The organism is Streptomyces spiroverticillatus (assembly GCA_014650415.1).
Taxonomy (GTDB): Bacteria; Actinomycetota; Actinomycetes; order Streptomycetales; family Streptomycetaceae; genus Streptomyces; species Streptomyces spiroverticillatus.
In genome coordinates, this window is sequence record BMUX01000016.1 from 107,024 (window position 1) to 129,964 (window position 22,941).

17 protein-coding genes, 1 tRNA gene and 1 pseudogene are annotated in these 22,941 nt (G+C 72.1%); 15 read left to right on the forward strand and 4 right to left on the reverse strand.

Going from position 1 to position 22,941, the window contains the following annotated elements:
- The first annotated feature begins 3 nt into the window (after positions 1-3).
- The 5 genes and pseudogenes from IE269_RS32810 to IE269_RS43435 all read left to right on the forward strand — a co-directional run.
- Complete coding sequence (locus IE269_RS32810) at positions 4-834, forward strand: type II secretion system F family protein (protein WP_189827000.1); 831 nt, start codon at positions 4-6, stop codon at positions 832-834.
- Complete coding sequence (locus IE269_RS32815; RefSeq protein ID WP_189826888.1) at positions 831-1,619, forward strand: type II secretion system F family protein; 789 nt, start codon at positions 831-833, stop codon at positions 1,617-1,619. Before IE269_RS32810 ends, IE269_RS32815 begins: the two co-directional genes overlap by 4 nt.
- Positions 1,620-1,659: 40 nt before the next feature.
- Positions 1,660-1,890: a DUF4244 domain-containing protein gene (locus IE269_RS32820; protein WP_189826889.1), complete on the forward strand. Its 231-nt coding sequence runs from the start codon at positions 1,660-1,662 to the stop codon at positions 1,888-1,890.
- 43 nt (positions 1,891-1,933) lie between these two features.
- Entirely contained in the window at positions 1,934-2,263 is a 330-nt protein-coding gene (locus IE269_RS43430) for a TadE family type IV pilus minor pilin (protein ID WP_438817651.1), read from the forward strand.
- 38 nt (positions 2,264-2,301) lie between these two features.
- Positions 2,302-2,535: pseudogene (locus tag IE269_RS43435) on the forward strand (Rv3654c family TadE-like protein); the annotation flags it as partial.
- Positions 2,536-2,631: 96 nt separating this feature from the next.
- On the opposite strand, the gene IE269_RS32830 reads toward IE269_RS43435, so the two are convergent.
- Positions 2,632-5,010, reverse strand: a complete 2,379-nt coding sequence (locus IE269_RS32830; RefSeq protein ID WP_229898410.1) for a DEAD/DEAH box helicase — start codon at positions 5,008-5,010, stop codon at positions 2,632-2,634.
- A 163-nt stretch (positions 5,011-5,173) separates the two neighbouring features.
- Here IE269_RS32830 and IE269_RS32835 point away from each other — a divergent pair, with 163 nt between their 5' ends.
- The 10 genes from IE269_RS32835 (at position 5,174) to IE269_RS32880 (ending at position 21,143) form a co-directional block, all read left to right on the forward strand.
- Entirely contained in the window at positions 5,174-5,527 is a 354-nt protein-coding gene (locus tag IE269_RS32835) for an STAS domain-containing protein (protein ID WP_189826890.1), read from the forward strand.
- Between the two features lie 116 nt (positions 5,528-5,643).
- The gene (locus IE269_RS32840) at positions 5,644-6,093 is read left to right on the forward strand and encodes an ATP-binding protein (protein WP_189826891.1); all 450 of its coding nucleotides are present in this window, start codon (positions 5,644-5,646) and stop codon (positions 6,091-6,093) included.
- A gap of 179 nt (positions 6,094-6,272) precedes the next feature.
- Positions 6,273-8,729, forward strand: a complete 2,457-nt coding sequence (locus IE269_RS32845; protein ID WP_189826892.1) for a sodium-translocating pyrophosphatase — start codon at positions 6,273-6,275, stop codon at positions 8,727-8,729.
- A gap of 212 nt (positions 8,730-8,941) precedes the next feature.
- The gene (locus IE269_RS32850; RefSeq protein WP_189826893.1) at positions 8,942-9,463 is read left to right on the forward strand and encodes a hypothetical protein; all 522 of its coding nucleotides are present in this window, start codon (positions 8,942-8,944) and stop codon (positions 9,461-9,463) included.
- A 73-nt stretch (positions 9,464-9,536) separates the two neighbouring features.
- On the forward strand, positions 9,537-11,069 hold the full coding sequence (locus IE269_RS32855) for a DUF7059 domain-containing protein (RefSeq protein ID WP_189826894.1): 1,533 nt from the start codon (positions 9,537-9,539) through the stop codon (positions 11,067-11,069).
- 537 nt (positions 11,070-11,606) lie between these two features.
- The gene (gene topA / locus IE269_RS32860) at positions 11,607-14,438 is read left to right on the forward strand and encodes a type I DNA topoisomerase (protein WP_189826895.1); all 2,832 of its coding nucleotides are present in this window, start codon (positions 11,607-11,609) and stop codon (positions 14,436-14,438) included.
- A gap of 208 nt (positions 14,439-14,646) precedes the next feature.
- Entirely contained in the window at positions 14,647-17,736 is a 3,090-nt protein-coding gene (tmk, locus tag IE269_RS32865) for a dTMP kinase (protein ID WP_189826896.1), read from the forward strand.
- Positions 17,737-18,050: 314 nt separating this feature from the next.
- Positions 18,051-19,256: a DNA polymerase III subunit delta' gene (locus IE269_RS32870; RefSeq protein WP_189826897.1), complete on the forward strand. Its 1,206-nt coding sequence runs from the start codon at positions 18,051-18,053 to the stop codon at positions 19,254-19,256.
- A gap of 114 nt (positions 19,257-19,370) precedes the next feature.
- Positions 19,371-20,936 carry an alpha/beta hydrolase gene (locus tag IE269_RS32875; protein WP_189826898.1) on the forward strand — a complete coding sequence of 522 codons (1,566 nt, stop codon included), beginning with the start codon at positions 19,371-19,373 and terminating at the stop codon, positions 20,934-20,936.
- Positions 20,937-21,069: 133 nt separating this feature from the next.
- Positions 21,070-21,143 (forward strand) — tRNA-Thr (locus IE269_RS32880).
- A 60-nt stretch (positions 21,144-21,203) separates the two neighbouring features.
- Here the strand turns inward: IE269_RS32880 and IE269_RS32885 are convergent.
- Genes IE269_RS32885 through IE269_RS32895 form a run of 3 tightly spaced genes read right to left on the reverse strand, consistent with a single transcriptional unit; the run spans position 21,204 to position 22,920 of the window.
- Positions 21,204-21,785: a hypothetical protein gene (locus IE269_RS32885; RefSeq protein ID WP_189826899.1), complete on the reverse strand. Its 582-nt coding sequence runs from the start codon at positions 21,783-21,785 to the stop codon at positions 21,204-21,206.
- A 60-nt stretch (positions 21,786-21,845) separates the two neighbouring features.
- Positions 21,846-22,253: a VOC family protein gene (locus tag IE269_RS32890; protein ID WP_189826900.1), complete on the reverse strand. Its 408-nt coding sequence runs from the start codon at positions 22,251-22,253 to the stop codon at positions 21,846-21,848.
- A 31-nt stretch (positions 22,254-22,284) separates the two neighbouring features.
- Complete coding sequence (locus IE269_RS32895; protein ID WP_189826901.1) at positions 22,285-22,920, reverse strand: GNAT family N-acetyltransferase; 636 nt, start codon at positions 22,918-22,920, stop codon at positions 22,285-22,287.
- Positions 22,921-22,941: the final 21 nt, after the last annotated feature.

Genomic DNA, 22,941 nt, shown 5'->3' on the forward strand with positions numbered 1-22,941 from the left:
GCGATGGTGTGCGCCGGACTGGCGGCCTGGCTGCTGGTCGGCTGGGAGCAGGGGCTGCGCAGGGCCCGGCTGGTGGTGGCCGGGGGCGCGGCCGAGGAGGTGCGGCCCGCGCCCTGGGAGCGGCTGCGGGATCTCGTACGGGAGCGGGGCCGGCCGGAGTGGTGGTGTCTGCCGGTGGCGGGCGTCGTGGCGGTGCTCGGGGAGTCGGTGATTCCGCTGGTGATCGGGGCGGTGGCCGTGCCGGTGGTCGGACGGCGGCTGCGGGCGCGGGAGTTGAAGCGCGCGCGGGAGTCGCGGGGGGAGCGGGTGATCGCGTTGTGCGGGGCGGTGAGCGGGGAGTTGCGGGCCGGGAGCCAGCCGAGACAGGCGTTGTACGTCGCGGCGGCGGACACCGGGGGACTGGGGGCGGCGGAGGCCGAGGTGCTGGCGGCGGCCCGGTTCGGGGGCGATGTGCCCACCGCGCTGTACCGGGCGTCGCGGGAGCCGGGGGCCGAGGGGCTGGTCGGGGTCGCCGTGTGCTGGCAGCTGGCGGTGGAGAGCGGGGCGGGGCTCGCCGCCGGGCTGGAGCGGCTGGAGGCGGCGCTGCGGGCCGAGCGGGAGCGGCGGGAGCTGTTGCGGGCCCGGTTGTCCGGGGCCTGGTCGACGGTCGGGCTGCTCGCCCTGTTGCCGGTGGTGGGCGTGCTGATCGGGAGCGCGATGGGCGCGGACCCGCTGCGGGTGCTGCTGCACACGCCGTTGGGGCTCGGCTGCCTGGTGGTGGGCGGGGTGTTGGAGGCGGCGGGCCTGCTGTGGGCGCGTCGGATCGTACGGGGCGGAGAGGGGGAGGGCGCGTGAACGGGGACGTTGTCCACAGGCTGGGGGTAGTGGTGTCGGCTGCGGCGGCCGTGGGGTGTGTGGCCTTCGCGGTGGCCGGAAAGCGCCGGGAGCAGGAGGCCAGGCGGCGGCTCGTGACGCTGCTGGCGGTCGAGGCGGCGATGGCGCGACGGCGGCGCGGGGACTTCCGGGCCGGTGCGGCGTGGGCGCGCGGCTGGGGCGGGTCCGTGGCGGCGGTGGTGGCCGGCTGGGTGCTGGTCGGTGGGGTGTGGGGATGCCTCGTCGGGGCGATGGCCGGGGTCGGGGTGCGCAAGTGGCTGCGGGGGCGGCAGGTGAAGGGGGCCGCGGCGGCGGAGGATGCGGCGGCGTTGCGCCAACTGCCCCTCGCGGCAGACCTCATGGCGGCCTGCGTGGCTGCGGGGGCGGGGCCGGGGGAGGCGGCCAGGGCGGTGGGCGAGTCACTCGGCGGGCCGGTCGGGGAGCGGCTGGCGCGGGCGGCGGCGGAGCTGCGGCTCGGGAGTGAACCGGCGCAGGCGTGGGGGCGGTTGGGGGCGATACCCGGGGCCGCCGGGCTGGCCAGGTGTCTGGCGCGGAGCGGTGTCAGCGGGGCTCCGGCGGCCGGTCCGGTGGCCCGGATCGCGGACGGGCTCCGCGCGGAACGCGCCCGCAGGGCCGAGGCCGGGGCGAACAGGGCGGCCGTGCTGATCGTCGCGCCGCTGTCGCTCTGCTTCCTGCCCGCCTTCCTGGTGGTGGGCGTGGTTCCGGTGGTGATCGGGCTGGCGGACGGACTGCTGGCCGGGGCGTGATGCAAGTGACTCAAGTGGTGTGTGACTTCGGGAGGTTGAGATGTGGAAGCCGGTGCGGGTACGGGTGGCGTGGGGGCTGGTCCGGGCGCGGACGCGGGTGACGCGGATGCGTGGGATGGCCGGGGACGCCGGGATGAGCACGTCGGAGTACGCGGTCGGGACCATCGCCGCGTGTGCCTTCGCGGCGGTGCTCTACAAGGTGGTCACCAGCGGCGCGGTCTCGGGGGCGTTGCAGGCGGCGGTGGAGAGGGCCCTCGATGTGCAGTTCTGAGGGGCAGCGAAGGCCGGTCAGGGGGCGTGCGGATGGGGGGTATGTGACGGCCGAGGCGGCGTTGGCGCTGCCGGTGCTGGTGCTCCTCGGGACGGCGCTGGTGTGGGCGCTGATGGCGGCCGCCGCGCAGATCCAGTGCGTGGACGCGGCCCGGGCGGGGGCGCGGGCCGAGGCCCGGCAGGAACCGCGGGCGGCGGCCGAGGCGGTGACCCGGCAGGTGGCGCCGGACGGGGCGACGGTCGGGTTCCGGCGGGAGGGCGATCTGGTGCGGGTGGTGGTGGAGGCCCCCGCGCCGGGGCCCGGCCCGCTGGGGCTGACCCTGCGGGCCGAGGCGGTGGCGTTGGCGGAGGAGACGGTGGGGGTGGGGGTGTGAGGCGGCGGGGGCGGGATGCGGATCGCGGGTCGGCGACGGTGTGGGTGCTGGGCGTGGTGGCGCTGCTCGGGGTGGTGTGTGCGGGGGTGCTGGCGATGGGCCAGGCGGTGGTGGCGCGGCATCGGGCCGGGGGCGGTGCGGACCTGGCGGCGCTGGCGGCGGCGACCGAGTGGGCTCGGGGCGAGCGGGCGGCGTGCGGGCGGGCAGCTGAGGTGGCTCGGGCGCAGGGGGTGCGGGTGGTGCGGTGTGCGGTGCGGGGGGAGGTGGCGGACGTGTCGGTGGGGGCGGGGACCGGTCCGTACGAGGTGGTGGTGAGGGCGCGGGCGGGGCCGGGGGCGGACGGAGCCCGGGACCGGGGTCGGCCGGGGTCAGGCGGAGTCCGGGGCCGCGTTCAGGAGGGTGGTGAGGAGGCGGAGGGCGCCGCGTTTGTGGAGGGGGTCGTTGCCGTTGCCGCATTTCGGGGACTGGATGCAGGAGGGGCAGCCCGCGTCGCACTCGCAGGAGGCGATGGCTTCGCGGGTGGCGGCGAGCCAGGCGCGGGCGGTGTGGAAGCCGCGTTCGGCGAAGCCCGCGCCGCCCGGGTGGCCGTCGTACACGAAGACGGTGGGGAGCAGGGTGTCCGGGTGGAGGGGGATGGAGACGCCGCCGATGTCCCAGCGGTCGCAGGTGGCGAAGAGCGGGAGGAGGCCGATGGCGGCGTGCTCGGCGGCGTGCAGGGCGCCCGGGAGGATTTCCGGGGTGAGGCGGGCGGTGTCGAGGTCGTCCTCGGTGAGGGTCCACCAGACGGCGCGGGTGCGGAGTTTGCGGGGCGGGAGGTCGAGTTTGGTCTCGCCGAGGACCTCGCCGGTGACGAGTTTGCGGCGGAGGAAGGAGACGACCTGGTTGGTGACCTCGACGGAGCCGTAGTGGAGGCGGGCGGTGCCCCAGGGGACGGTCTCGTCGGTGGAGAGGATCGAGATGGCGGTGGTGTCGCGGGCGGTCGTGGAGTAGGGCGGGTTGGCCTCCTCGACAAGGGCGGCGGAGTCCTCCAGGTCGAGGCGGCGGACCAGATAGGTGCGGCCCTGGTGGAGGTGGACGGCGCCCTCGTGGACGGAGGTGTGGGCTGCCTCGGCGTCGACCGTGCCGAGCAGGCGGCCGGTGGACTCCTCGACGATCTGGACGGGACTGCCGCCCCCGCCCCGGATGTCGGCCAGGTCGGCGGCCCGCTCCCGGCGGGTCCAGTACCAGGACTTGCCGCGCCGGCGCAGGAGGTTGGCCGCTTCGAGGGACGGGAGGAGGGGTTCGGCGGCGGGGCCGAAGAGGGTGAAGTCGGAGGAGGTGAGCGGGAGTTCGGCGGCGGCCGCGCACAGGTGCGGGGCGAGGACGTAGGGGTTGTCGGGGTCGAGGACGGTGGATTCGACGGGCTGGTCGAAGAGGGCCTCGGGGTGGTGCGCGAGATAGGTGTCGAGCGGGTCGTCGCGGGCGATCAGGATCGCGAGGGCGCCGTCGCCGGAGCGGCCCGCGCGGCCCGCCTGCTGCCAGAGGGAGGCGCGGGTGCCGGGATAGCCGGCGATGAGGACGGCGTCCAGGCCGGAGACGTCGATGCCGAGTTCGAGGGCCGTGGTGGCGGCCAGACCGAGGAGCTCGCCGGAGTGCAGGGCCGCTTCCAGGGCCCGGCGTTCCTCGGGGAGATAGCCGCCCCGGTAGGCGGCCACCCGGCGGGGGAGGGTGCGGTCGCTGTAGTCGGCGAGGCGTTCCTTGGCGATCAGGGAGATCAGCTCGGCCCCGCGCCGGGAGCGGACGAAGGCGACTGTGCGGGTGTTGTGGAGAACCAGGTCGGTGAGGAGGTCGGCGGTCTCGGCGGTGGCGGTGCGCCGGACGGGGGCGTTGTTCTCGCCGTGGAGTTCGGTGAGGGGAGGTTCCCAGAGGGCGAAGACCAGCTCGCCGCGGGGTGAGGCGTCGTCGGCGACCTCCTTGACCGGCAGGCCCGTCAGACGGCTCGCGGAGGCGGCCGGTTCGGCGGCGGTGGCCGAGGCGAGGAGGAAGACCGGGTTCGCGCCGTACCGCTCGCACAGGCGGCGCAGGCGGCGTACGACCTGGGCGACGTGGGAGCCGAAGACGCCCCGGTAGGTGTGGCACTCGTCGATGACGACGTAGCGCAGGGCCTTGAGGAAGGAGGACCAGCGGGGGTGGGACGGGAGTATCCCCCGGTGCAGCATGTCGGGGTTGGTGAGGACCAGGTTGGCGTACTGGCGCACCCACTCGCGTTCCTCGACGGGGGTGTCGCCGTCGTAGACCGCCGGGCGCACCGCGTTGCCCAGCGGGGCAGCGAGGGACTTCACCGCGCGGCGCTGGTCGGCGGCCAGGGCCTTGGTGGGGGCCAGGTAGAGGGCGGTGGCGCCCCGGCCGTTGGGGGCCTCGGAGCCGTCGAGGAGGGCGCTGAGGACCGGGGCGAGGTAGGCGAGCGACTTGCCCGAGGCGGTACCTGTGGCGATCACCACTGATTCGCCGTCCAGGGCGTGCTCGGCGGCCTGTGCCTGGTGGGTCCAGGGGTCCTTGATGCCGGCCGCCTCGATCGCCGCGATCACTTCGCTGCGGATCCGGTCGGGCCATACCGCATGGCTGCCCTGTCGCGCGGGCAAGTGCTCCGTATGAGTGACGCGAGCGGCCCGGCTCTCCCCTGCGGAGAGACGGGCGAGGACCTCGCCGGGAGACGGGGTCTGGGCCCTGCTCTGGGGAGGTCGTCCGGGACGGGGATTCTTGGCCATCACCGCCGAGTGTGTCACTGGCGTGACGGACAATGGTCCCAAGGCGTCGTGCTCGCCTGCTGGTAAGTGATTGAATGCGTTTCGCGGCTGGCGTTCCGTCCTCTGGCTCCGCCGGGGAGACCTCAGGGGGGCGGCCGCTCGATAGCAAGGTGCTGGAGGATCCGTGGACCTGTCCCTGTCGACTCGCAACGTGAACGGCCCCAACGGCGACCGTACGGTCGTCGAGGTCGGTGGCGAGATTGATGTGTATACCGCGCCCAAGCTGCGCGAGCAGTTGGTCGAGTTGGTGAACGACGGCAGTTACCACCTGGTCGTCGACATGGAGGCCGTGGACTTCCTCGACTCCACCGGCCTCGGCGTGCTCGTGGGCGGACTGAAGCGTGTGCGTGCCCACGAGGGCTCGCTGCGTCTGGTCTGCAACCAGGAGCGCATTCTCAAGATCTTCCGGATCACCGGTCTGACCAAGGTGTTCCCCATCCACACGACGGTCGACGAGGCCGTCGCGGCGGCCGACTGACCCTCTGCCGGTCGGTCGGAAGTCAACAACAAGCTCAGAGCAGTACGACGCGGGGTGCCGGGCTCATCGCCCGGTCCCTCGCGGATGCACGCCCGTACGTCCGAGGGGGATGCGCAATGGCCACCGTGGAACTCCGTTTCAGCGCCCAGCCCGAGCACGTCAGGACGGCCCGCCTGGTGGCGGCCGCCGTGGCGCGTCGGGCCGGGGTCGACGAGGCGGTGCTGGACGAGGTCCGGCTCGCGGTGGGTGAGGCGTGCTCCCGGGCCGTGGGCCTGCACCGTACGAACAACATCGCGGCGCCGGTGAAGGTGGCGCTGACCGAGGAGGAGAAGACCTTCTCCATCGAGGTCAGCGACGAGGTGCCGGCACCGGCCGGCTCGATCCCGGGCGCGCGCAGCGCACCCGAGGCGGGCTCGCGGGGAGTGGACCTCGAAGCGGACGGCGAGGACGACATGGGTCTCGCCGTCATCAGCGGACTCGTCGACGACCTTGAGGTCGTCGGCGGGGAAAACGGCGGTTCGATCCGGATGAGCTGGCCCACCGCATCCGCGGTGGTAATGCCCTGAAGGCATTCCCCGAGTCGATATTCGTGAGGCCCTGCTGAGCAGGGCCTTTCGTCTTTCCCGGATCACTTCGCCGTCATTTTCCGGGATTTGTAAAAGATCCATTTAACGGCGGTCTGTTGAGATCAGCTTCCGCTCCCTAGAATCCGTCCATCTTGAGCTCTGCGCGTCAAGGAGGACGAATGGCGGGACTCTTCAACTCCCCACAGTCCGAACACTTCACGAACCTCGCGGTCTCACTCACCGACGACAACCGACTCATCGTGATCGTCATCGCGGCCGTCGCGGTCGCCGCACTGATCGTCGCCCGGCTGCTGGTGCGCCAGGTGCTGGCGGCCGACGAGGGCACCGACTCCATGAAGGAGATCGCCGCCGCCGTGCAGGAAGGCGCGAATGCCTATCTGATGCGGCAGTTGCGCACTCTGGGGATCTTCGCGGTAGTGGTGGTATTCCTGTTGCTGCTGCTACCGGCGGACAACACGTCGCAACGGATAGGGCGTTCGCTGTTCTTCCTCGTGGGCGCGATCTTTTCCGCGGCCACCGGATACATCGGAATGCGGCTGGCCGTGCGCAGTAATGTGCGCGTCGCGGCTGCCGCGCGGGAAGCGACTCCTGCGCCCGGTGAGGCGGAAAAGGATCTGAAAGTCGTCTCCCACAAAGCGATGAAGATCGCTTTTCGTACGGGCGGCGTCGTCGGAATGATCACCGTGGGCCTCGGCCTGCTCGGTGCGGCCGTCGTCGTCCTCGTGTACGCCGACCACGCCCCCAAGGTTTTGGAGGGCTTCGGTCTGGGGGCGGCCCTCATCGCGATGTTCATGAGGGTCGGCGGCGGCATCTTCACCAAGGCCGCCGACGTCGGCGCCGACCTGGTCGGCAAGGTGGAACAGGGAATTCCGGAAGACGATCCGCGCAATGCCGCCACCATCGCGGACAACGTGGGCGACAACGTCGGCGACTGTGCGGGCATGGCGGCCGACCTCTTCGAGTCGTACGCCGTCACGCTCGTGGCCGCACTGATCCTCGGCATGGCCGCCTTCGGCGACGCGGGGCTCACGTTCCCGCTGATCGTCCCGGCGATCGGCGTGATCACCGCCATGATCGGCATCTTCGCCGTCGCACCCCGGCGGACCGACCGCAGCGGCATGACCGCCATCAACCGCGGGTTCTTCATCTCCGCGGTGATCTCCCTGGTGCTGGTCGCCGTCGCCGTCTTCGTCCACCTGCCTTCCTCGTACCGGGAACTGGACGGGGCCGACGAGGCGGTGGCCGGGCACGGGGGCGACCCGCGGCTGCTGGCGCTGGTGGCCGTCGCCATCGGCATCGTGCTGGCGGCGCTGATCCAGCAGCTCACCGGGTACTTCACGGAGACCACCCGGCGCCCGGTGCGCGACATCGGCAAGTCGTCGCTGACCGGGCCGGCGACCGTGGTGCTCGCGGGCATCTCGATCGGGCTCGAGTCCGCCGTCTACACCGCGCTGCTCATCGGGCTCGGTGTGTACGGGGCCTTCCTGCTCGGCGGTACGTCGATCATCCTCGCCCTCTTCGCGGTCGCCCTGGCCGGGACGGGGCTGCTCACCACGGTCGGCGTCATCGTCGCCATGGACACCTTCGGGCCGGTCTCCGACAACGCGCAGGGCATCGCCGAGATGTCCGGCGACGTGACGGGCGCGGGCGCGCAGGTGCTCACCGACCTGGACGCCGTCGGCAACACGACGAAGGCCATCACCAAGGGCATCGCCATCGCGACGGCCGTGCTGGCGGCGGCCGCGCTCTTCGGCTCGTACCGGGACGCCATCCTGGGCGCGGCGAAGAAGGCGGGGCTGCTGGGCGAAGGAGCGACCACCCCGGTCAACCTCTCCATGGACATCTCGCAGCCCAACAACCTGGTCGGGCTGATGCTCGGCGCCGCGGTCGTCTTCCTCTTCTCGGGGCTGGCGATCAATGCGGTGTCGAGGTCCGCGGGCGCCGTGGTCTACGAGGTGCGGCGGCAGTTCCGCGAGCATCCCGGGATCATGGACCGTACCGAGAAACCGGAGTACGGGCGGGTCGTCGACATCTGCACCAAGGACGCGCTCAGGGAACTGGCGACGCCCGGACTGCTGGCCGTCATGGCCCCGATCGCCGTCGGCTTCACCTTCGGCGTCGGCGCGCTCGGCTCCTACCTCGCGGGCGCGATCGGTGCGGGCACGCTGATGGCGGTCTTCCTCGCGAACTCCGGCGGGGCCTGGGACAACGCCAAGAAGCTCGTCGAGGACGGGCACCACGGCGGCAAGGGCAGCGAGGCGCACTCCGCGACGGTGATCGGCGACACGGTCGGCGACCCCTTCAAGGACACCGCGGGCCCGGCCATCAACCCGCTGCTGAAGGTGATGAACCTGGTGGCGCTCCTGATCGCGCCCGCCGTGGTGCAGTTCAGCTTCGGCGTCGACGCCAGTCCGTGGGTGCGGGCCGTGGTCGCGGTCATCGCCTTCGGAGTGATCGTCGGTGCGGTGTACGTGTCCAAGCGGCGCGGCATCGTGATGGGCGACGAGGCGGGCGGCGACACGGCCGGCGGCGGTGCGGCCGGTGGTGACGAAGGCAACTCGGCGGCCGTTCCGGCGCAGGCCGAGCCTTCCGTGACGACGAAGGCGGTGCCGTAGACGATCACGTAACGGCTGGTCAGAGAGCGGGCGGGCGGCGCGTGCTGACGCGCCGTCCGTTCGTGCGTCCGGGGGCACGGGAGGGGGCGCGCACCCGGCGCACTCTTGGTGCAAATGGCTTCAATGCCGGATGAATGGGAAGCCCGACACGCGGGAGTAGGCCACTTGGCGTGTATGTTCCGGGGCCGAGAACCTTGGAAGGGACCAATCCGGTGAACAAGAAGCTTGCAGCCGCGCTGTCCGGCGGTGCGGTACTCGTGATGATGGCGACCCTCTCGGGCTGCGGGGACGACGCCGAGGACAAGGCCAAGGAATGGTCCAAGTCGTACTGCCCCAAGGAGAACGCGGCCGTCGAGAAGGCCACCAAGGCCGAGAAGCTGATCAGCTCCGTCGCCGCCGACGGCAAGCCCGAGGAGCTGAAGAAGGTCGACATCCAGGCCTTCCAGATGTACGGCGACGCCGCCCGGGACAGGATCAAGGCGCTCAAGGAGGCCGGGGTTCCGCCGGTCGAGAACGGTGAGCGCGACCACAAGGAAATGATTCTGAACCTGGACGCGAAGGCGAAGGCCTACGACGAGCTGAAGAAGCAGGCCGAGGCGCTGGACCCGGCGTCGAAGGAGTTCCCGAAGGCGCTGGACAAGATCGGCGCGGACCTCGGCAAGGCGGACAAGCTGCCCGCGCCCAAGATCTTCTGCCCCAGCTCGAACGCGGGAGCTTCGACGAGCCCGTCGTAAGCGGTTCTGCGGGGGCTCGGGCCGCCGTGACGGGCGTACCGCGATTGTCAGTGGCAGCGGCGACAATGGCCGGGTGAGTCAGACCAGCCTTTCCGCGCCCCTGCCCGAGTCCCTGCCCGCCGCCGGGAGTGCCGCCCGCCTCAGGGAGGCCCTGCTCGCGGCGGCCTTCACCGCCGACGGGCTGCTCGACCTGCTCGGCGCGCCCGCCTACAGCGCGCTGGCGCGGGGCGAGACCGTACCCGCACTGCGCGCGACCAGGGCGGACGGGGCGCTTTCTGCTCTCGTACGGGTCTTCCTGCTCCAGGAATCGGTCCCGGCGGACCGGCTCGCCGGGGTGCTCCCGGTGGACCTGTGCGTGGCCGACCGGTGGCTGGTCCGCGAAGGTCGCGAAGGCGACGTGCTGCGGGCGAGCGTCGATGTGCGGCCGTACGGCGGGGACGAGGGCCAGGACTGGTTCATCGTGTCCGACCTGGGGCGCGCGGTCGGCGGCGCCGGCGGCATCGGCACCCGCCAGGAGGGCGTGGTGCTCGGCGTCGGCGGCGCGTCCACCACGCTCGCCGGAATCACCGTACGCACGCCTGTCGGCTCCGCCCTCGACCTCGGTACGGGCTCGGGCATCCAGGCGCTGCACGCCGCGCAGCACGCGGTGCGGGTCACCGCCACCGACCTCAACCCCCGTGCGCTGGACTTCACCCGGCTGACCCTCGCTCTGTCGGGGGCGGCGGAGGCCGAGCTGGTGGAGGGGTCTCTCTTCGAGCCGGTGGGGGAGCGCACGTACGACCTCGTCGTCTCGAATCCGCCGTTCGTGATTTCGCCCGGTGCCCGCCTGACGTACCGCGACGGCGGCATGAGCGGCGACGACCTGTGCCGGACGCTCGTCCAGGGGACGGGGGCACGGCTGAACGAGGGCGGGTACGCACAGTTCCTGGCCAACTGGGAGCACGTCGAGGGCGAGGACTGGAAGGACCGCATCCGCGCCTGGGTGCCGCGCGGCTGCGACGCGTGGATCGTGCAGCGCGAGGTCCAGGACATCACGCAGTACGCGGAGTTGTGGCTGCGGGACGGGGGCGACCACCGCAGCGATCCGGCCGAGTACGCGGCGCGGTACGAGGCGTGGCTGGACGAGTTCGAGGCGCGCAAGACGGTGGGGGTCGGCTTCGGCTGGATCACCCTGCGGAAGTCAGCGGCGGCGTGGGACGAGCCGTCGGTGGTGGTGGAGGAGTGGCCCCATCCGGTCGAGCAGCCGTTGGGGGATGTGATCCGGCAGCACTTCGAGCTCCAGGACTACCTGCGGGCGCACGACGACGCGGCCCTGCTGGCCGGGCATTTCGTGCTGGCCGACGAGGTCGTGCAGGAGCAGATCGGGGCGCCGGGGACGGAGGATCCGGAGTACGTGGTGCTGCGTCAGCACCGGGGGATGCGGCGGGCGACGCGGGTGGACACGGTGGGGGCGGGCTTCGCGGGGGTCTCCGACGGGGCGCTGAGTGCGGGGCAGATTCTGGATGCGATCGCGCAGCTGCTGGGGGAGGACGGGGTGGTCCTGCGGGACCGGACGCCGGAGGCGATTCGGGGGCTGGTGGGGGAGGGCTTCCTGCTGCCCCGTTAGGGGCGCGGGGAACTGCGCGAGCAACCCCCCACCCAGCCGCGCGGCCGAGCGCTTTAGGTGAAGGGGCGGGGCTGGGGACCCCTTGGCCCGGCGGGCCGGGGCTTCACGTGCCCGGTGCCGGGAGGCGTCCCGAGGGCCCTGGGCTGCGCGTGCCCGGTGTCGGGGGTGCGGGCAGGGCCGGTGCCGGGGTGGGCCCGGATCGGGCGTACCGCCCCCTTGCCCGCCCGTTCCGCCCCCGGGGGCGGCCCCGCCGCCCAAGGGGGCTACGGGGAAGGGAAGGGGCGCCGCCCACGGGGGGCTACGGGGAAGGGAAGGGACCCGTACGGGGGCGGTGAGGTGGTCCGGGCGGCAGGAATGGCGATTGTCGGGTTACCGTCTCTCAGGTGGCCGTTGCGGGCTTTCGGGCTTTTGCCGTTTGACACGAGGACGGGATGTACCGTCACACTCCGCAGCGTTGAGCGTCCGGACGGGTCGGTCCGGCGGACGCCCACGACCACGACTGTGATCACTGAGTGTCGACCGGAGAGAAGAGCCAAGTTGTCCCCGACCAGCGAGACCGCACAGGGCGGCCGCCGACTCGTCATCGTCGAGTCGCCTGCCAAGGCGAAGACGATCAAGGGCTACCTCGGCCCCGGATACGTAGTCGAGGCGAGCGTCGGGCACATCCGTGACCTCCCGAACGGCGCCGCCGAGGTGCCCGACAAGTACACGGGCGAGGTGCGCCGCCTGGGCGTGGACGTCGAGCACGACTTCCAGCCCATCTACGTCGTGAACTCCGACAAGAAGGCGCAGGTCAAGAAGCTCAAGGACCTGCTGGCCGAGTCGGACGAACTCTTCCTCGCCACCGATGAGGACCGCGAGGGCGAAGCCATCGCGTGGCACCTGCAGGAAGTCCTGAAGCCCAAGGTTCCGGTCCACCGGATGGTCTTCCACGAGATCACTAAGGACGCGATCCGCGAGGCGGTGTCGAACCCGCGCGAGCTGAACAAGCCGATGGTCGACGCCCAGGAGACCCGCCGCATCCTCGACCGGCTGTACGGCTACGAGGTCTCGCCGGTCCTGTGGAAGAAGGTCATGCCGAAGCTCTCGGCGGGCCGTGTCCAGTCCGTCGCGACCCGGCTTGTCGTCGCCCGGGAACGCGAGCGCATCGCTTTTCGTTCTGCTGAGTACTGGGACCTCACCGGTACGTTCTCCACCGGACGCGCCGGGGATGCCTCCGACCCGTCCTCTCTGGTCGCCCGCCTGACGACGGTCGACGGCAGGCGCGTCGCCCAGGGCCGCGACTTCAACGCGGCCGGACAGCTGAAGAGCGACGTCCTGCACCTGGACGAGGCGAACGCCCGCGCCCTGGCCGCCGCGCTCGCCGACTCCTCCTTCGCCGTGCGCTCGGTCGAGTCCAAGCCGTACCGCCGCTCGCCGTACGCCCCGTTCCGTACGACGACCCTCCAGCAGGAGGCGTCCCGCAAGCTCGGGTTCGGCGCGAAGTCGACCATGCAGGTGGCCCAGAAGCTGTACGAGAACGGCTTCATCACCTACATGCGTACGGACTCCACGACGCTCTCCGACACGGCGATCAGCGCCGCCCGCGCCCAGGTGACGCAGCTCTACGGCGCCGAGTACCTGCCGGACAAGGCCCGCACGTACGCCGGGAAGGTCAAGAACGCGCAGGAGGCGCACGAGGCGATCCGCCCGTCGGGTGATCGTTTCCGCACCCCCGCCGAGACGGGTCTGACCGGCGACCAGTTCAAGCTGTACGAGCTGATCTGGAAGCGGACCGTCGCCTCCCAGATGAAGGACGCGGTCGGCAACTCGGTCACGGTCAAGATCGCGGGCCAGGCCTCGGACGGCCGTACCGCCGAGTTCTCCGCCTCCGGCAAGACGATCACCTTCCACGGCTTCATGAAGGCGTACGTCGAAGGCGCCGACGACCCGAACGCCGAGCTGGACGACCGCGAACGCCGGCTGCCGCAGGTCGCCGAGGGCGACGCGCTGGGCGCCGAGGAGATCACGGTCGACGGCCACGCGACGAAGCCGCCGGCCCGCTACACCGAGGCCTCGCTGGTCAAGGAGCTGGAAGAGCGCGAGATCGGGCGCCCCTCGACGTACGCCTCGATCATCGGGACGATCCTGGACCGCGGATACGTCTTCAAGAAGGGCACGGCGCTCGTCCCGTCCTTCCTGTCGTTCGCCGTGGTCAACCTGCTGGAGAAGCACTTCGGCCGGCTCGTCGACTACGACTTCACCGCCAGGATGGAGGACGACCTCGACCGCATCGCGCGGGGCGAGGCCCAGTCCGTGCCGTGGCTGAAGCGGTTCTACTTCGGTGAGGGCGAGGCCACGGGCGCCGCCTCCGACGCCGGAAACGGCGACGGGGACCACCTCGGCGGGCTCAAGGAGCTCGTGACGGACCTCGGCGCGATCGACGCGCGGGAGATCTCGTCGTTCCCCGTCGGCGACGGGATCGTGCTGCGGGTCGGCCGGTACGGGCCGTACATCGAGCGTGGTGAGAAGGACGCCGAGGGCCACCAGCGCGCCGACGTTCCGGACGACATGGCTCCGGACGAGCTGACGGTCGAGTACGCGGAGGAGCTGCTCGCCAAGCCGAGCGGGGACTTCGAGCTGGGCCAGGACCCGGAGACCGGGCGGCAGATCGTCGCCAAGGACGGCCGTTACGGGCCGTACGTGACGGAGATCCTGCCCGAGGGCACGCCGAAGACCGGCAAGAACGCGGTGAAGCCGCGGACGGCCTCGCTCTTCAAGTCGATGTCGCTGGACACGGTGACGCTGGCCGACGCGCTGAAGCTGATGTCGCTGCCGCGCGTGGTCGGGACCGACGCCGAGGGCGTCGAGATCACCGCGCAGAACGGGCGGTACGGGCCGTACCTGAAGAAGGGCACGGACTCGCGGTCGCTGGAGACCGAGGACCAGCTCTTCTCGATCACGGTCGAGGAGGCCCTCGCGATCTACGCGCAGCCCAAGCAGCGCGGGCGCGCCGCCGCCAAGCCGCCGCTCAAGGAGCTGGGCACGGACCCGGTCAGTGAGCGTCCGGTCGTGGTCAAGGACGGTCGTTTCGGACCGTATGTGACCGACGGCGAGACGAACGCGACGCTGCGGTCCGGCGACAGTGTGGAGGAGATCACTCCGGAGCGCGGGTACGAGCTGCTGGCGGAGAAACGGGCGAAGGGGCCGGCGAAGAAGACGGCCAAGAAGGCCGCGAAGAAGGCTCCGGCGAAGAAGGCTGCTGCCAAGAAGACGGCGGCGAAGAAGACGGCCTCTTCGTCGACTGCGGCGAAGAAGACCGCTGCGGCGAAGAAGGCGCCGGCCAAGAAGGCACCCGCGAAGAAGGCGACGGCGGCACCGGCGGAGTAGGGCGCGGCCCCTCGCGGGGTGCGGGCAAGGGGCGGAACCGGGGCGGGCCCGGATCGGGCGTACCGCCCCCTTGCCCGCCCGTTCCGCCCCCGGGGGGCGGCCCCGCCGCCCAAGGGGGCGGGGGGGCAGTGCCCCACCCCACCCCGCATGCACACGTCCGTTCGAAGACCCGCGCATGCGCCCCACGCACTGCGGATAGGCTGGCGGGATGACGCGAGCCGAGCAGCCAACGGTCGTGAGCCCCACCTCCGACGCACTAGCCGCAGACTCACGCGAGCGAGCCGTACGGGCTCTTCTGCGCCACCAGCCGTTGAAACGGCTGTGGAGCGCACAGCTCGTCAGCGGTGTCGGGGATGCTCTCGCCCTTCTTGTACTTGTCCTGCTGACGCTGGAGGCTGCCGGGCCCCGGGCGGTGTTCGGCGGTGACTATCGCGGTGCCGCCTTCGTGGTCGCCGCGGTCTTCGGCGCGCGTCTGCTCGCGACGCTGCTGTTCGGCGCCGTCCTGCTCGGCCCCGTCTCCGCGCTCGTCGCCCCCGGCGGGCCGCTCGACCGGCGCTGGGCCATGCTGGCCGCCGACGGGCTGCGGCTCGCGCTGCTGGTGGTCGCGCCGCTGTGGATCGGCTGGATGCCGGACAGGGCGACGCCGATGCTGCTGGTCACCGTGTTCATCGCGGGCGTCGCCGAACGGTTCTGGTCGGTGGCGCACGAGAGCGCCGCCCCGGCCCTGCTGCCCACGCCGCCCATCGAGGGCGATGCGGTGCGTCCGCTTCCGGATCACCTGGGGGCGCTGCGCAGGCTGACGCTCCGTACGAACTTCGCGGCAATCCCCCTCGCCGCGGCCGCGCTCCTCGTCGCGACGCTGCTCGGACGGCTGCTCGGCACCGGGCTCGGGTGGTTCTCCACCCACCAGGCGGCCCTTGCCTCGTACGTCGCTGCGGGCCTCTTCGCGGCCTCCGTCTCCACCCTCGTCTTCCTGGAGCTGCCCGACGCGCACACCCCGCGTCCGCGCTCCCCGCTGGAGGGCCTGCGCAGGCCCAGCACCGGCAACGGACCCGACAAGGGCCGCACCGGCGCCATTCCGCTTCTCGTGCTGGCGGGCGGTGCCGTGACCGGGGCGATCGCCGCCGCGGCCGCCGTCTCCGTACTGCACGCGCAGGACCTCGGTGGCGGGGGCGCGACCTTCGCGCTGCTGGTGCTGGCGCTCGCCGCGGGCACCGGGCTCGGCATCCGTACGGCTGCCAAGGTCCTTCCGGCGTTCTCGCGCCGCCGACTGCTGTCACTGGCCGTGGCCGTTTCCGGGGTCGCGCTGCTGGCCATGGGCCTGGTCCCCGACACCACCACCGTCCTCCTCCTCGCGCTGCTCGCGGGGTACGCCGCCGGGGTCGCCGCCAACAGCGCGCACACCCTGCTCGACCTGGAGACCGAGGACTTCCGGCAGGCCCGCACCACCGAGCACCTCCAGGCGGTCGTACGGGTCAGCGGGGCGCTCGGCATGCTCGCCGGGCCGCTGCTGGCTGCCGCAATCGGGCTGCACCGGCTGGAGAGCGGAAGCTTCGTCTTCGTACAGGGCGGCGGGGCCGGGTACACGTTGATGCTGGTCGGGGCGCTGCTGCTGCCCGTGGCCGCGCTCGTACTCGCGAAAACGGACGACCGGCAGGGCGTCCCGCTGCGGCGGGACCTGCGGGAGGCGATCCGGGGCGGCGAGCCCGAGCAGGCGCCGTCGGCGACTGGTTTCTTCATCGCTCTGGAGGGCGGTGACGGGGCCGGAAAGTCGACACAGGCGAAGGCGCTGGCCGAGTGGATAAGGGCCAAGGGGCACGAGGTCGTCGTCACCCGGGAGCCGGGCGCGACGCCGATCGGCAAGCGGCTGCGGTCGATCCTGCTGGACGTGTCGAGTGCGGGCCTCTCCAACCGCGCGGAGGCGCTGCTGTACGCCGCCGACCGGGCCGAGCACGTGGACTCCGTGGTGCGGCCGGCGCTGGAGCGCGGTGCCGTCGTCATCACCGACCGGTACATCGACTCGTCGGTGGCCTACCAGGGCGCGGGCCGCGATCTGGCGCCGACCGAGATCGCCCGCATGTCGCGCTGGGCGACCCACGGACTCGTACCGCATCTGACGGTTCTGCTGGACGTGTCGCCGGAGACGGCGCGCGAGCGGTTCACCGAGGCGCCGGACCGGCTGGAGTCGGAGCCGCCGGAGTTCCACGCGCGCGTGCGCGCCGGATTCCTGACGCTGGCGGCGTCCGACGCCAGCCGCTACCTCGTCGTCGATGCAGGTCAGGAGCCTGAGGCGGTCACGACGGTCGTACGTCACCGGCTCGACCGGATGCTGCCGATGTCCGAGCAGGAGATCGCCGCCGCCGAGGCCGCGCGCAAGGCCGCCGAGGAGGAGGCGCGACGCCTCGCCGAGGAGGAGGCCGCGCGCAAGGCCGAGGAGGAGCGCATCGAGCGCGAGCGGCAGGAACAGCTCGCCCGGCTGCGCGCCGAGGAGGAGGAGCGCAAGCGCCGCGAGATCGAGGAGGCGCGTCGCCGCGAGGCCGAGCGCCAGGCCGAGGAGGCCAGGCAGCGTGCCGAGGAGGCACGCCGGCAGGCCGAGGAGGAGCGCGTACGCCGAGAGGCCGAGGCCAAGGCGCGGGCCGCCGAGCAGGAGCGCTTGCGCAAGCAGGCCGAGGAGGAGGCGCGGCTGCGGGCCGAGGCGGAGGAACGCCGCCGGGAGAAGCAGCGCAAGGCGGAGGAGGCGCTGCTGAAGGCGGAGGAGGCGCGGGCGGCGGCTGCGGCGGCCGCGGCGGCTTCTGCGGCGGCGGCCACGGCATCGGCTACGGCTTCCGCTGTGGCCTCGCGCAGTCAGGACCGTGCGCCGGAGACGGACAACGAGACGACCGTGCCGACGCCGATCGTGCGGCTGGACCTGACGAAGGGCCCCGCTTCCCGTTCCACTGACTCCTCCGTCGACGAGACGACGGTGCTTCCTGCGGTACGGGAGGGGAGTGCGGCGTACGAGACGGCGGTGATTCCTGCGGTACGGGAGCAGGGCCCGGCGGCGGACGAGACGGCCGTGCTGCCGCCCGTACGGGACGGGGGCCCGGCGGACCGGGTGCCCTCGGGGTACTTCCGGGACGAGCCCGAGGTGGACCGTACGAGGGAGCTGCCGCAGGTCGACCCGGACGAGGCGGCCCGGCGCCCCCGGCGGCGCTCGGACTGGGCGGAGGAGACACCGCTGGACGACCTGCCGACCCTGGCGGACGAGCTGCTCGGGTCTCCGGAGGAGGACGAGGGCAAGGGGCGCGGGCGGAGGTAGGCATCTCAGCCCGTCCGGCGTTTGAGGACGCGCGGCGAAGCCGTGCAGGGGGCAAGGGGCGCAGCCCCATCGGGAACAGCACCCACCAACAGCCCCGCGGGTTTAGGTGAAGGGGCGGGGCTGGGGCGAAACCCGCCCCGGCACCGGGTGCCGACCTGCCCCGGGCCCCGCCCAGCACCCCACCCGGCACGGGGGACCCGTAAAACCCCCTTGCCCCGCGCCCAAGCGGCAGGCGGCCGGTCCCCGATTGTCAGTGGGCTCGCCCACAATAGGAACCCAGCCCCACCCGGGGCCCGCAAGTGCAGGGAGCGGCCATGACCGTATGGGACGACCTCGTCGGCCAAGAGCGCGTCCAGAAGCAGCTGGCCGGCGCGGCCAAGGACGCCGACGCCCAGGTCACCGCCCAGTCCGCCGGCGAAGAAGCCGCCGAGGCGTCGAAGATGACGCACGCCTGGCTGTTCACCGGCCCCCCCGGCTCCGGCCGCTCCACCGCCGCCCGCGCCTTCGCCGCCGCCCTCCAGTGCACGAGCCCCGACCGCGCCTTGGGCGCCGACCCGGGCTGCGGGTTCTGCGACGGCTGCCACACCACCCTCGTCGGCACGCATGCGGACGTGGAGATCGTCCGCACCGATCTCCTCTCGATCGGTGTGAAGGAGACCCGCGACCTGGTCCGCCGCGCCCAGCTCTCCCCGGCCGTGGGCCGCTGGCAGGTCATCGTCCTGGAGGACGCCGACCGCCTCACCGAGGGCGCCGGCAACGTACTGCTGAAGGCCGTCGAGGAGCCCGCCCCCCGCACGGTGTGGCTGCTCTGCGCGCCCTCCCTCGAAGACGTGCTGCCCACCATCCGCTCCCGCTGCCGCCACCTCACCCTGACCACCCCCTCCGTCGCCGCGGTCGCCGACGTCCTGGTCCGCCGGGACGGCATCGAGCCCGAGGCGGCCATGACCGCGGCCCGCGCCACCCAGGGCCACATCGGCCGCGCCCGCCGCCTCGCCACCGACGAGCGCGCCCGCACCCGCCGCGCCACCGTCCTGCGCCTGCCCCTGCGCGTGGACGACATCGGCGGCTGCCTCAAGGCGGCCCAGGAACTGATCGACGCGGCGGGCGAGGACGCCAAGCAGGTCGCGGAGGACGTCGACGAGAAGGAGACCGAGGACCTGAAGGCCGCACTCGGCGCGGCCGCCGGGGGCCGGATGCCGCGCGGCACGGCGGGCGCGATGAAGGAGCTGGCCGACCGCCAGAAGCGCCGCTCGACCCGTACTCAGCGCGACAGCCTCGACCTGGCCCTCTCCGACCTCACCGGCTTCTACCGCGACGTCCTCGCCCTCCAGCTGGGCTCCTCGGTCGCCCTCGCCAACGAGGACGTACGCGAATCCCTGGACCGCATCGCCCGCGACTCCACCCCCGAGCGCACCCTCCGCCGCATCGAGTCGATCATCGCCTGCCGCCGGGCCCTGGACCGCAACGTCGCCCCTCTCCTCGCCGTCGAAGCCATGGCGGTGTCCCTGCGGACGGGCTGACCCCCGGGCGCGGGGCCCGCCCGCCATCGCACCCCCGGTTGACCACCTCACTCGTACGGGCAACTGCACGCATCCGACTCACACCGCACGTAACAATCCCACTACGCTCCGAACATGAACTCCAGGCGCCTGCTCCGTTCCTCCGCCACCCTGTTCGCCGCGACCGGTCTGCTGGTCGCGGGCTGTTCCACCGGGTCGGGGGCCTCGTCGCCGCCGAGCCGGACGGTGTCGACCGCCGCGCAGAGCAGTGCGGGGAAGCCCGTCGACCGGGCGGCCCTGGGCCCGTACTACTCCCAGAAACTGAGCTGGCGGGAGTGCGGCGCCCCCGGTTTCGAGTGCGCGACGATGAAGGCGCCGCTCGACTACGCGAACCCCGCCGCCGGCGACATCAAGCTGGCGGTGGCCCGCAAGAAGGCCACCGGGCCGGGCAAGCGGATCGGATCGCTGCTGGTCAACCCGGGCGGACCGGGCGGTTCCGCGATCGGGTACCTCCAGGCGTACGCCGCTCTCGGCTACCCGGCGCCGGTCCGCGCCCGCTACGACATGGTGGCCGTCGACCCCCGGGGCGTCGCCCGCAGCGAGCCCGTCGAGTGCCTGACCGGCCCCGAGATGGACGCGCACACGCAGGTCGACCAGACGCCGGACGACGCGGCCGAGGTCAGCAAGCTGACGGCGGCGTACGAGAAGTTCTCCAAGGGCTGCGAGGAGCGCTCCTCGCGCATCCTCCCGCACGTCTCCACCGTCGAGGCGGCCCGCGACATGGACGTCCTGCGCGAGGTCCTGGGCGACGAGAAGCTCCAGTACGTGGGCGCCTCGTACGGCACCTTCCTCGGCGCCACGTACGCCGAACTCTTCCCCGACCGCACCGGCCGCCTCGTCCTCGACGGTGCGATGGACCCCTCACTGGCCTCCCGGGACATGAACCGCGACCAGACCGCCGGGTTCGAGACCGCCTTCCAGTCCTTCGCCGCCGACTGCGTCAAGCAGAAGGACTGCCCGCTCGGCACCGGCACCCCCGCCGAGGCCGGCACCCGCCTCAAGGCACTCTTCAAGGCCCTGGACGCCAAGCCCGTACCCACCAAGGACAAGAACCGCCCGCTCGGCGAGGCCCTCGCCACCACGGGCGCGATCGCGGCGATGTACGACGAGGGCGCCTGGCCCCAGCTTCGCGACGGCATCGCCGCCGCCCAGCAGGGCGACGGCAACGGCCTCCTGGCCCTCGCCGACAGCTACTACGAGCGCGACGGCAGCGGCAAGTACGCCAACCTCATGTACGCCAACACCGCCGTTAACTGCCTCGACCTGCCCCCGGCCTTCACCTCCGCGGCCGACGTCCAGTCCGACCTCCCCGCCTTCGAGAAGGCCTCCCCGGTCTTCGGCAAGGGCCTCGCCTGGGCCTCCCTGAACTGCGCCTCCTGGCCGATCCGCCCCACCGGCAAGGCCCACCGCATCGAGGCCAAGGGCGCCGCCCCGCTGGTCGTCGTCGGCACCACCCGCGACCCGGCCACCCCCTACAAGTGGGCCGAGTCCCTCGCCGACCAGCTCGCCACCGGCACCCTCCTCACGTACGACGGCGACGGCCACACCGCGTACGGCCGGGGCAGCGACTGCATCGACACGGCGATCAACACCTACCTCCTGGAGGGCACCCCTCCGAAGGACGGCAAGCAGTGCTCCTGACCCGTCGGTGACCTGACACTGCCCCGTCACTGACCTGCGCGGAGCCCTCCATTCCGGGGGTGTGCGGAGCACCCCCGGAAACTGTGTAGACTTGGGCCCGCTGCTGATCGCACCATGGTGTGGACGCAGCGGTGCCGCCTTAGCTCAGTTGGCCAGAGCAACGCACTCGTAATGCGTAGGTCTCGGGTTCGAATCCCGAAGGCGGCTCAGAAGAACCCCAGGACACGTACTCCGTGGCCTGGGGTTTTCTGTTGTGTGCGGGGTGGGTCAGGGGTGGGGCGGGCCGGCCAGTTCCTGGAGGGCGTGGAGGTAGTGGTCGGCGAAGTCGATGCGGGTGAGGTTGGGGTGGGGGTATGTGGTGGGGGTGCTGTGCCAGTGGGCGTTCGGGGTGACTTCCAGGAGGGTGGACTCGGTCGGGTCGGTGGAGGTCAGGGTGCCGATGTGGCAGATGTTCGGGTCCAGGTCCTCCTCGAAGAGGGCGAGGAGGGGGTGGTGTGCGGCGACGGAGCGCAGGAGGTTCTCGGTGCTGCCGAGGCGGATGCGGCCGGTGGGGGTGGGTGGGGGCCAGGAGCCCTGGGTGCGGAGCCAGCGGGTGGTGAGGGTTTTCGGGCCCTGGAAGAGGACGGTCTCCACGTCGTGGGTGCGTACCGCGGTGAAGCCGTCGAAGCGCATGTCGGAGATTGAGGCGACCAGGGTCCAGGTGCGGCCGGCGCGCAGGACGAAGCCCTCGATGGGGTCCGCGCCGGGCAGGCGGCGCTCCAGGCGTGTGTGGAGGAGGGATGCGGCGGCCTTCTTCAGGCGGGGGCGCAGGGGGGCGTCAGGGGTGCGGGTGTTGTTGTGGTCAGGCATGAGGGCATGGTGTGGGGTGGGAGGGGTGGGCGCATCCGGGTTTCGGGTGGGGGGGGATTTTTAGGGGTGGGGTTGGTCTTGGGGGTACCAGCGGAGTTCGACTGTGTTGTCGTCCGGGTCTTTGATGTAGATGGACTGGGCGTCGCCGCGGGCGCCGAAGCGGGGGAAGGGGCCGGCCACGGCTTCGAAGAGGTTGGAGTCGATGACCTCCTGCCAGTCCAGTGGGTCGACGGTCAGGCAGAAGTGGTCGACGTTCGCCTTGCCGCGGGGGTGGGCGAACAGGTCGATGATCGTGGTCGGGGTGACCCGGACCGAGGGGAACGGGACCTTGCCCGCCCGCCATTCCTCGACGCGGAGCGGTTCCAGGCCGAGCACGCCCGTGTAGAACGCCAGGGAGCGTTCCACGTCGTGGACGTTGAGCACCAGGTGGTCGAGGTCCTTCACGCGCAGGGGCAGGGGCAGTGGCATGTTCGGAATGAAGCAAGGGGGAGGGGGCGTGTCAATGCTGTGCGCGGGGGCGGGCCGGGCGGCTCCAGACTTCCAGTGCGGGGCGGCCGTTGGCGGCGGGGAGGGTGTCGGTGGGGTGCCAGTTCCAGGACTCGTAGGCCGCTTTGGCCACCGTGTTGGTGGGTTCGATGAGGGTGGTGACGAGCTCGGCGTCGACCCGGACGAGAAGGCGGTCCTGGAGTTCTTCGGCGACGCCCCGGCGGCGGTGCGAAGGGGCGACCATCAGTTCCGCGACGTTGAAGATCCGTCCGGAGTCGGCGAGTTGGCCGAGTGCGGCGGGGGCGATGTCGTGGCGGCCGTACCACCAGGAGCCCTGGCGGTCCGGCAGATAGCCGTAGATGCAGCCGACCAGCACGGTCGCCGAGCTGGCGATCAGCATGTCGAAGCCGGGGCGTTGGACGTCCGCGGCGAAGCGGTCGAGGAACGCGGTGCGGTCGTGGAAGGCCTGGGTGGGCGCCGCTTCCCGCGTGCGCTTGTCGTATGAGATGCGGGTGCCTGTGGACGACGGGCGGGGCGGGGGGTCGGCCTCGCGGTACGTTTTCTCGTACAAGTCGGCGATGGATTCCCGCTGTTGGTCCGCCTGCCACCTGCTCAGCCGACGGAAGAAGACCTCTGCCACTGCTGCCATGTACACAGAGTGTCAGGGGGC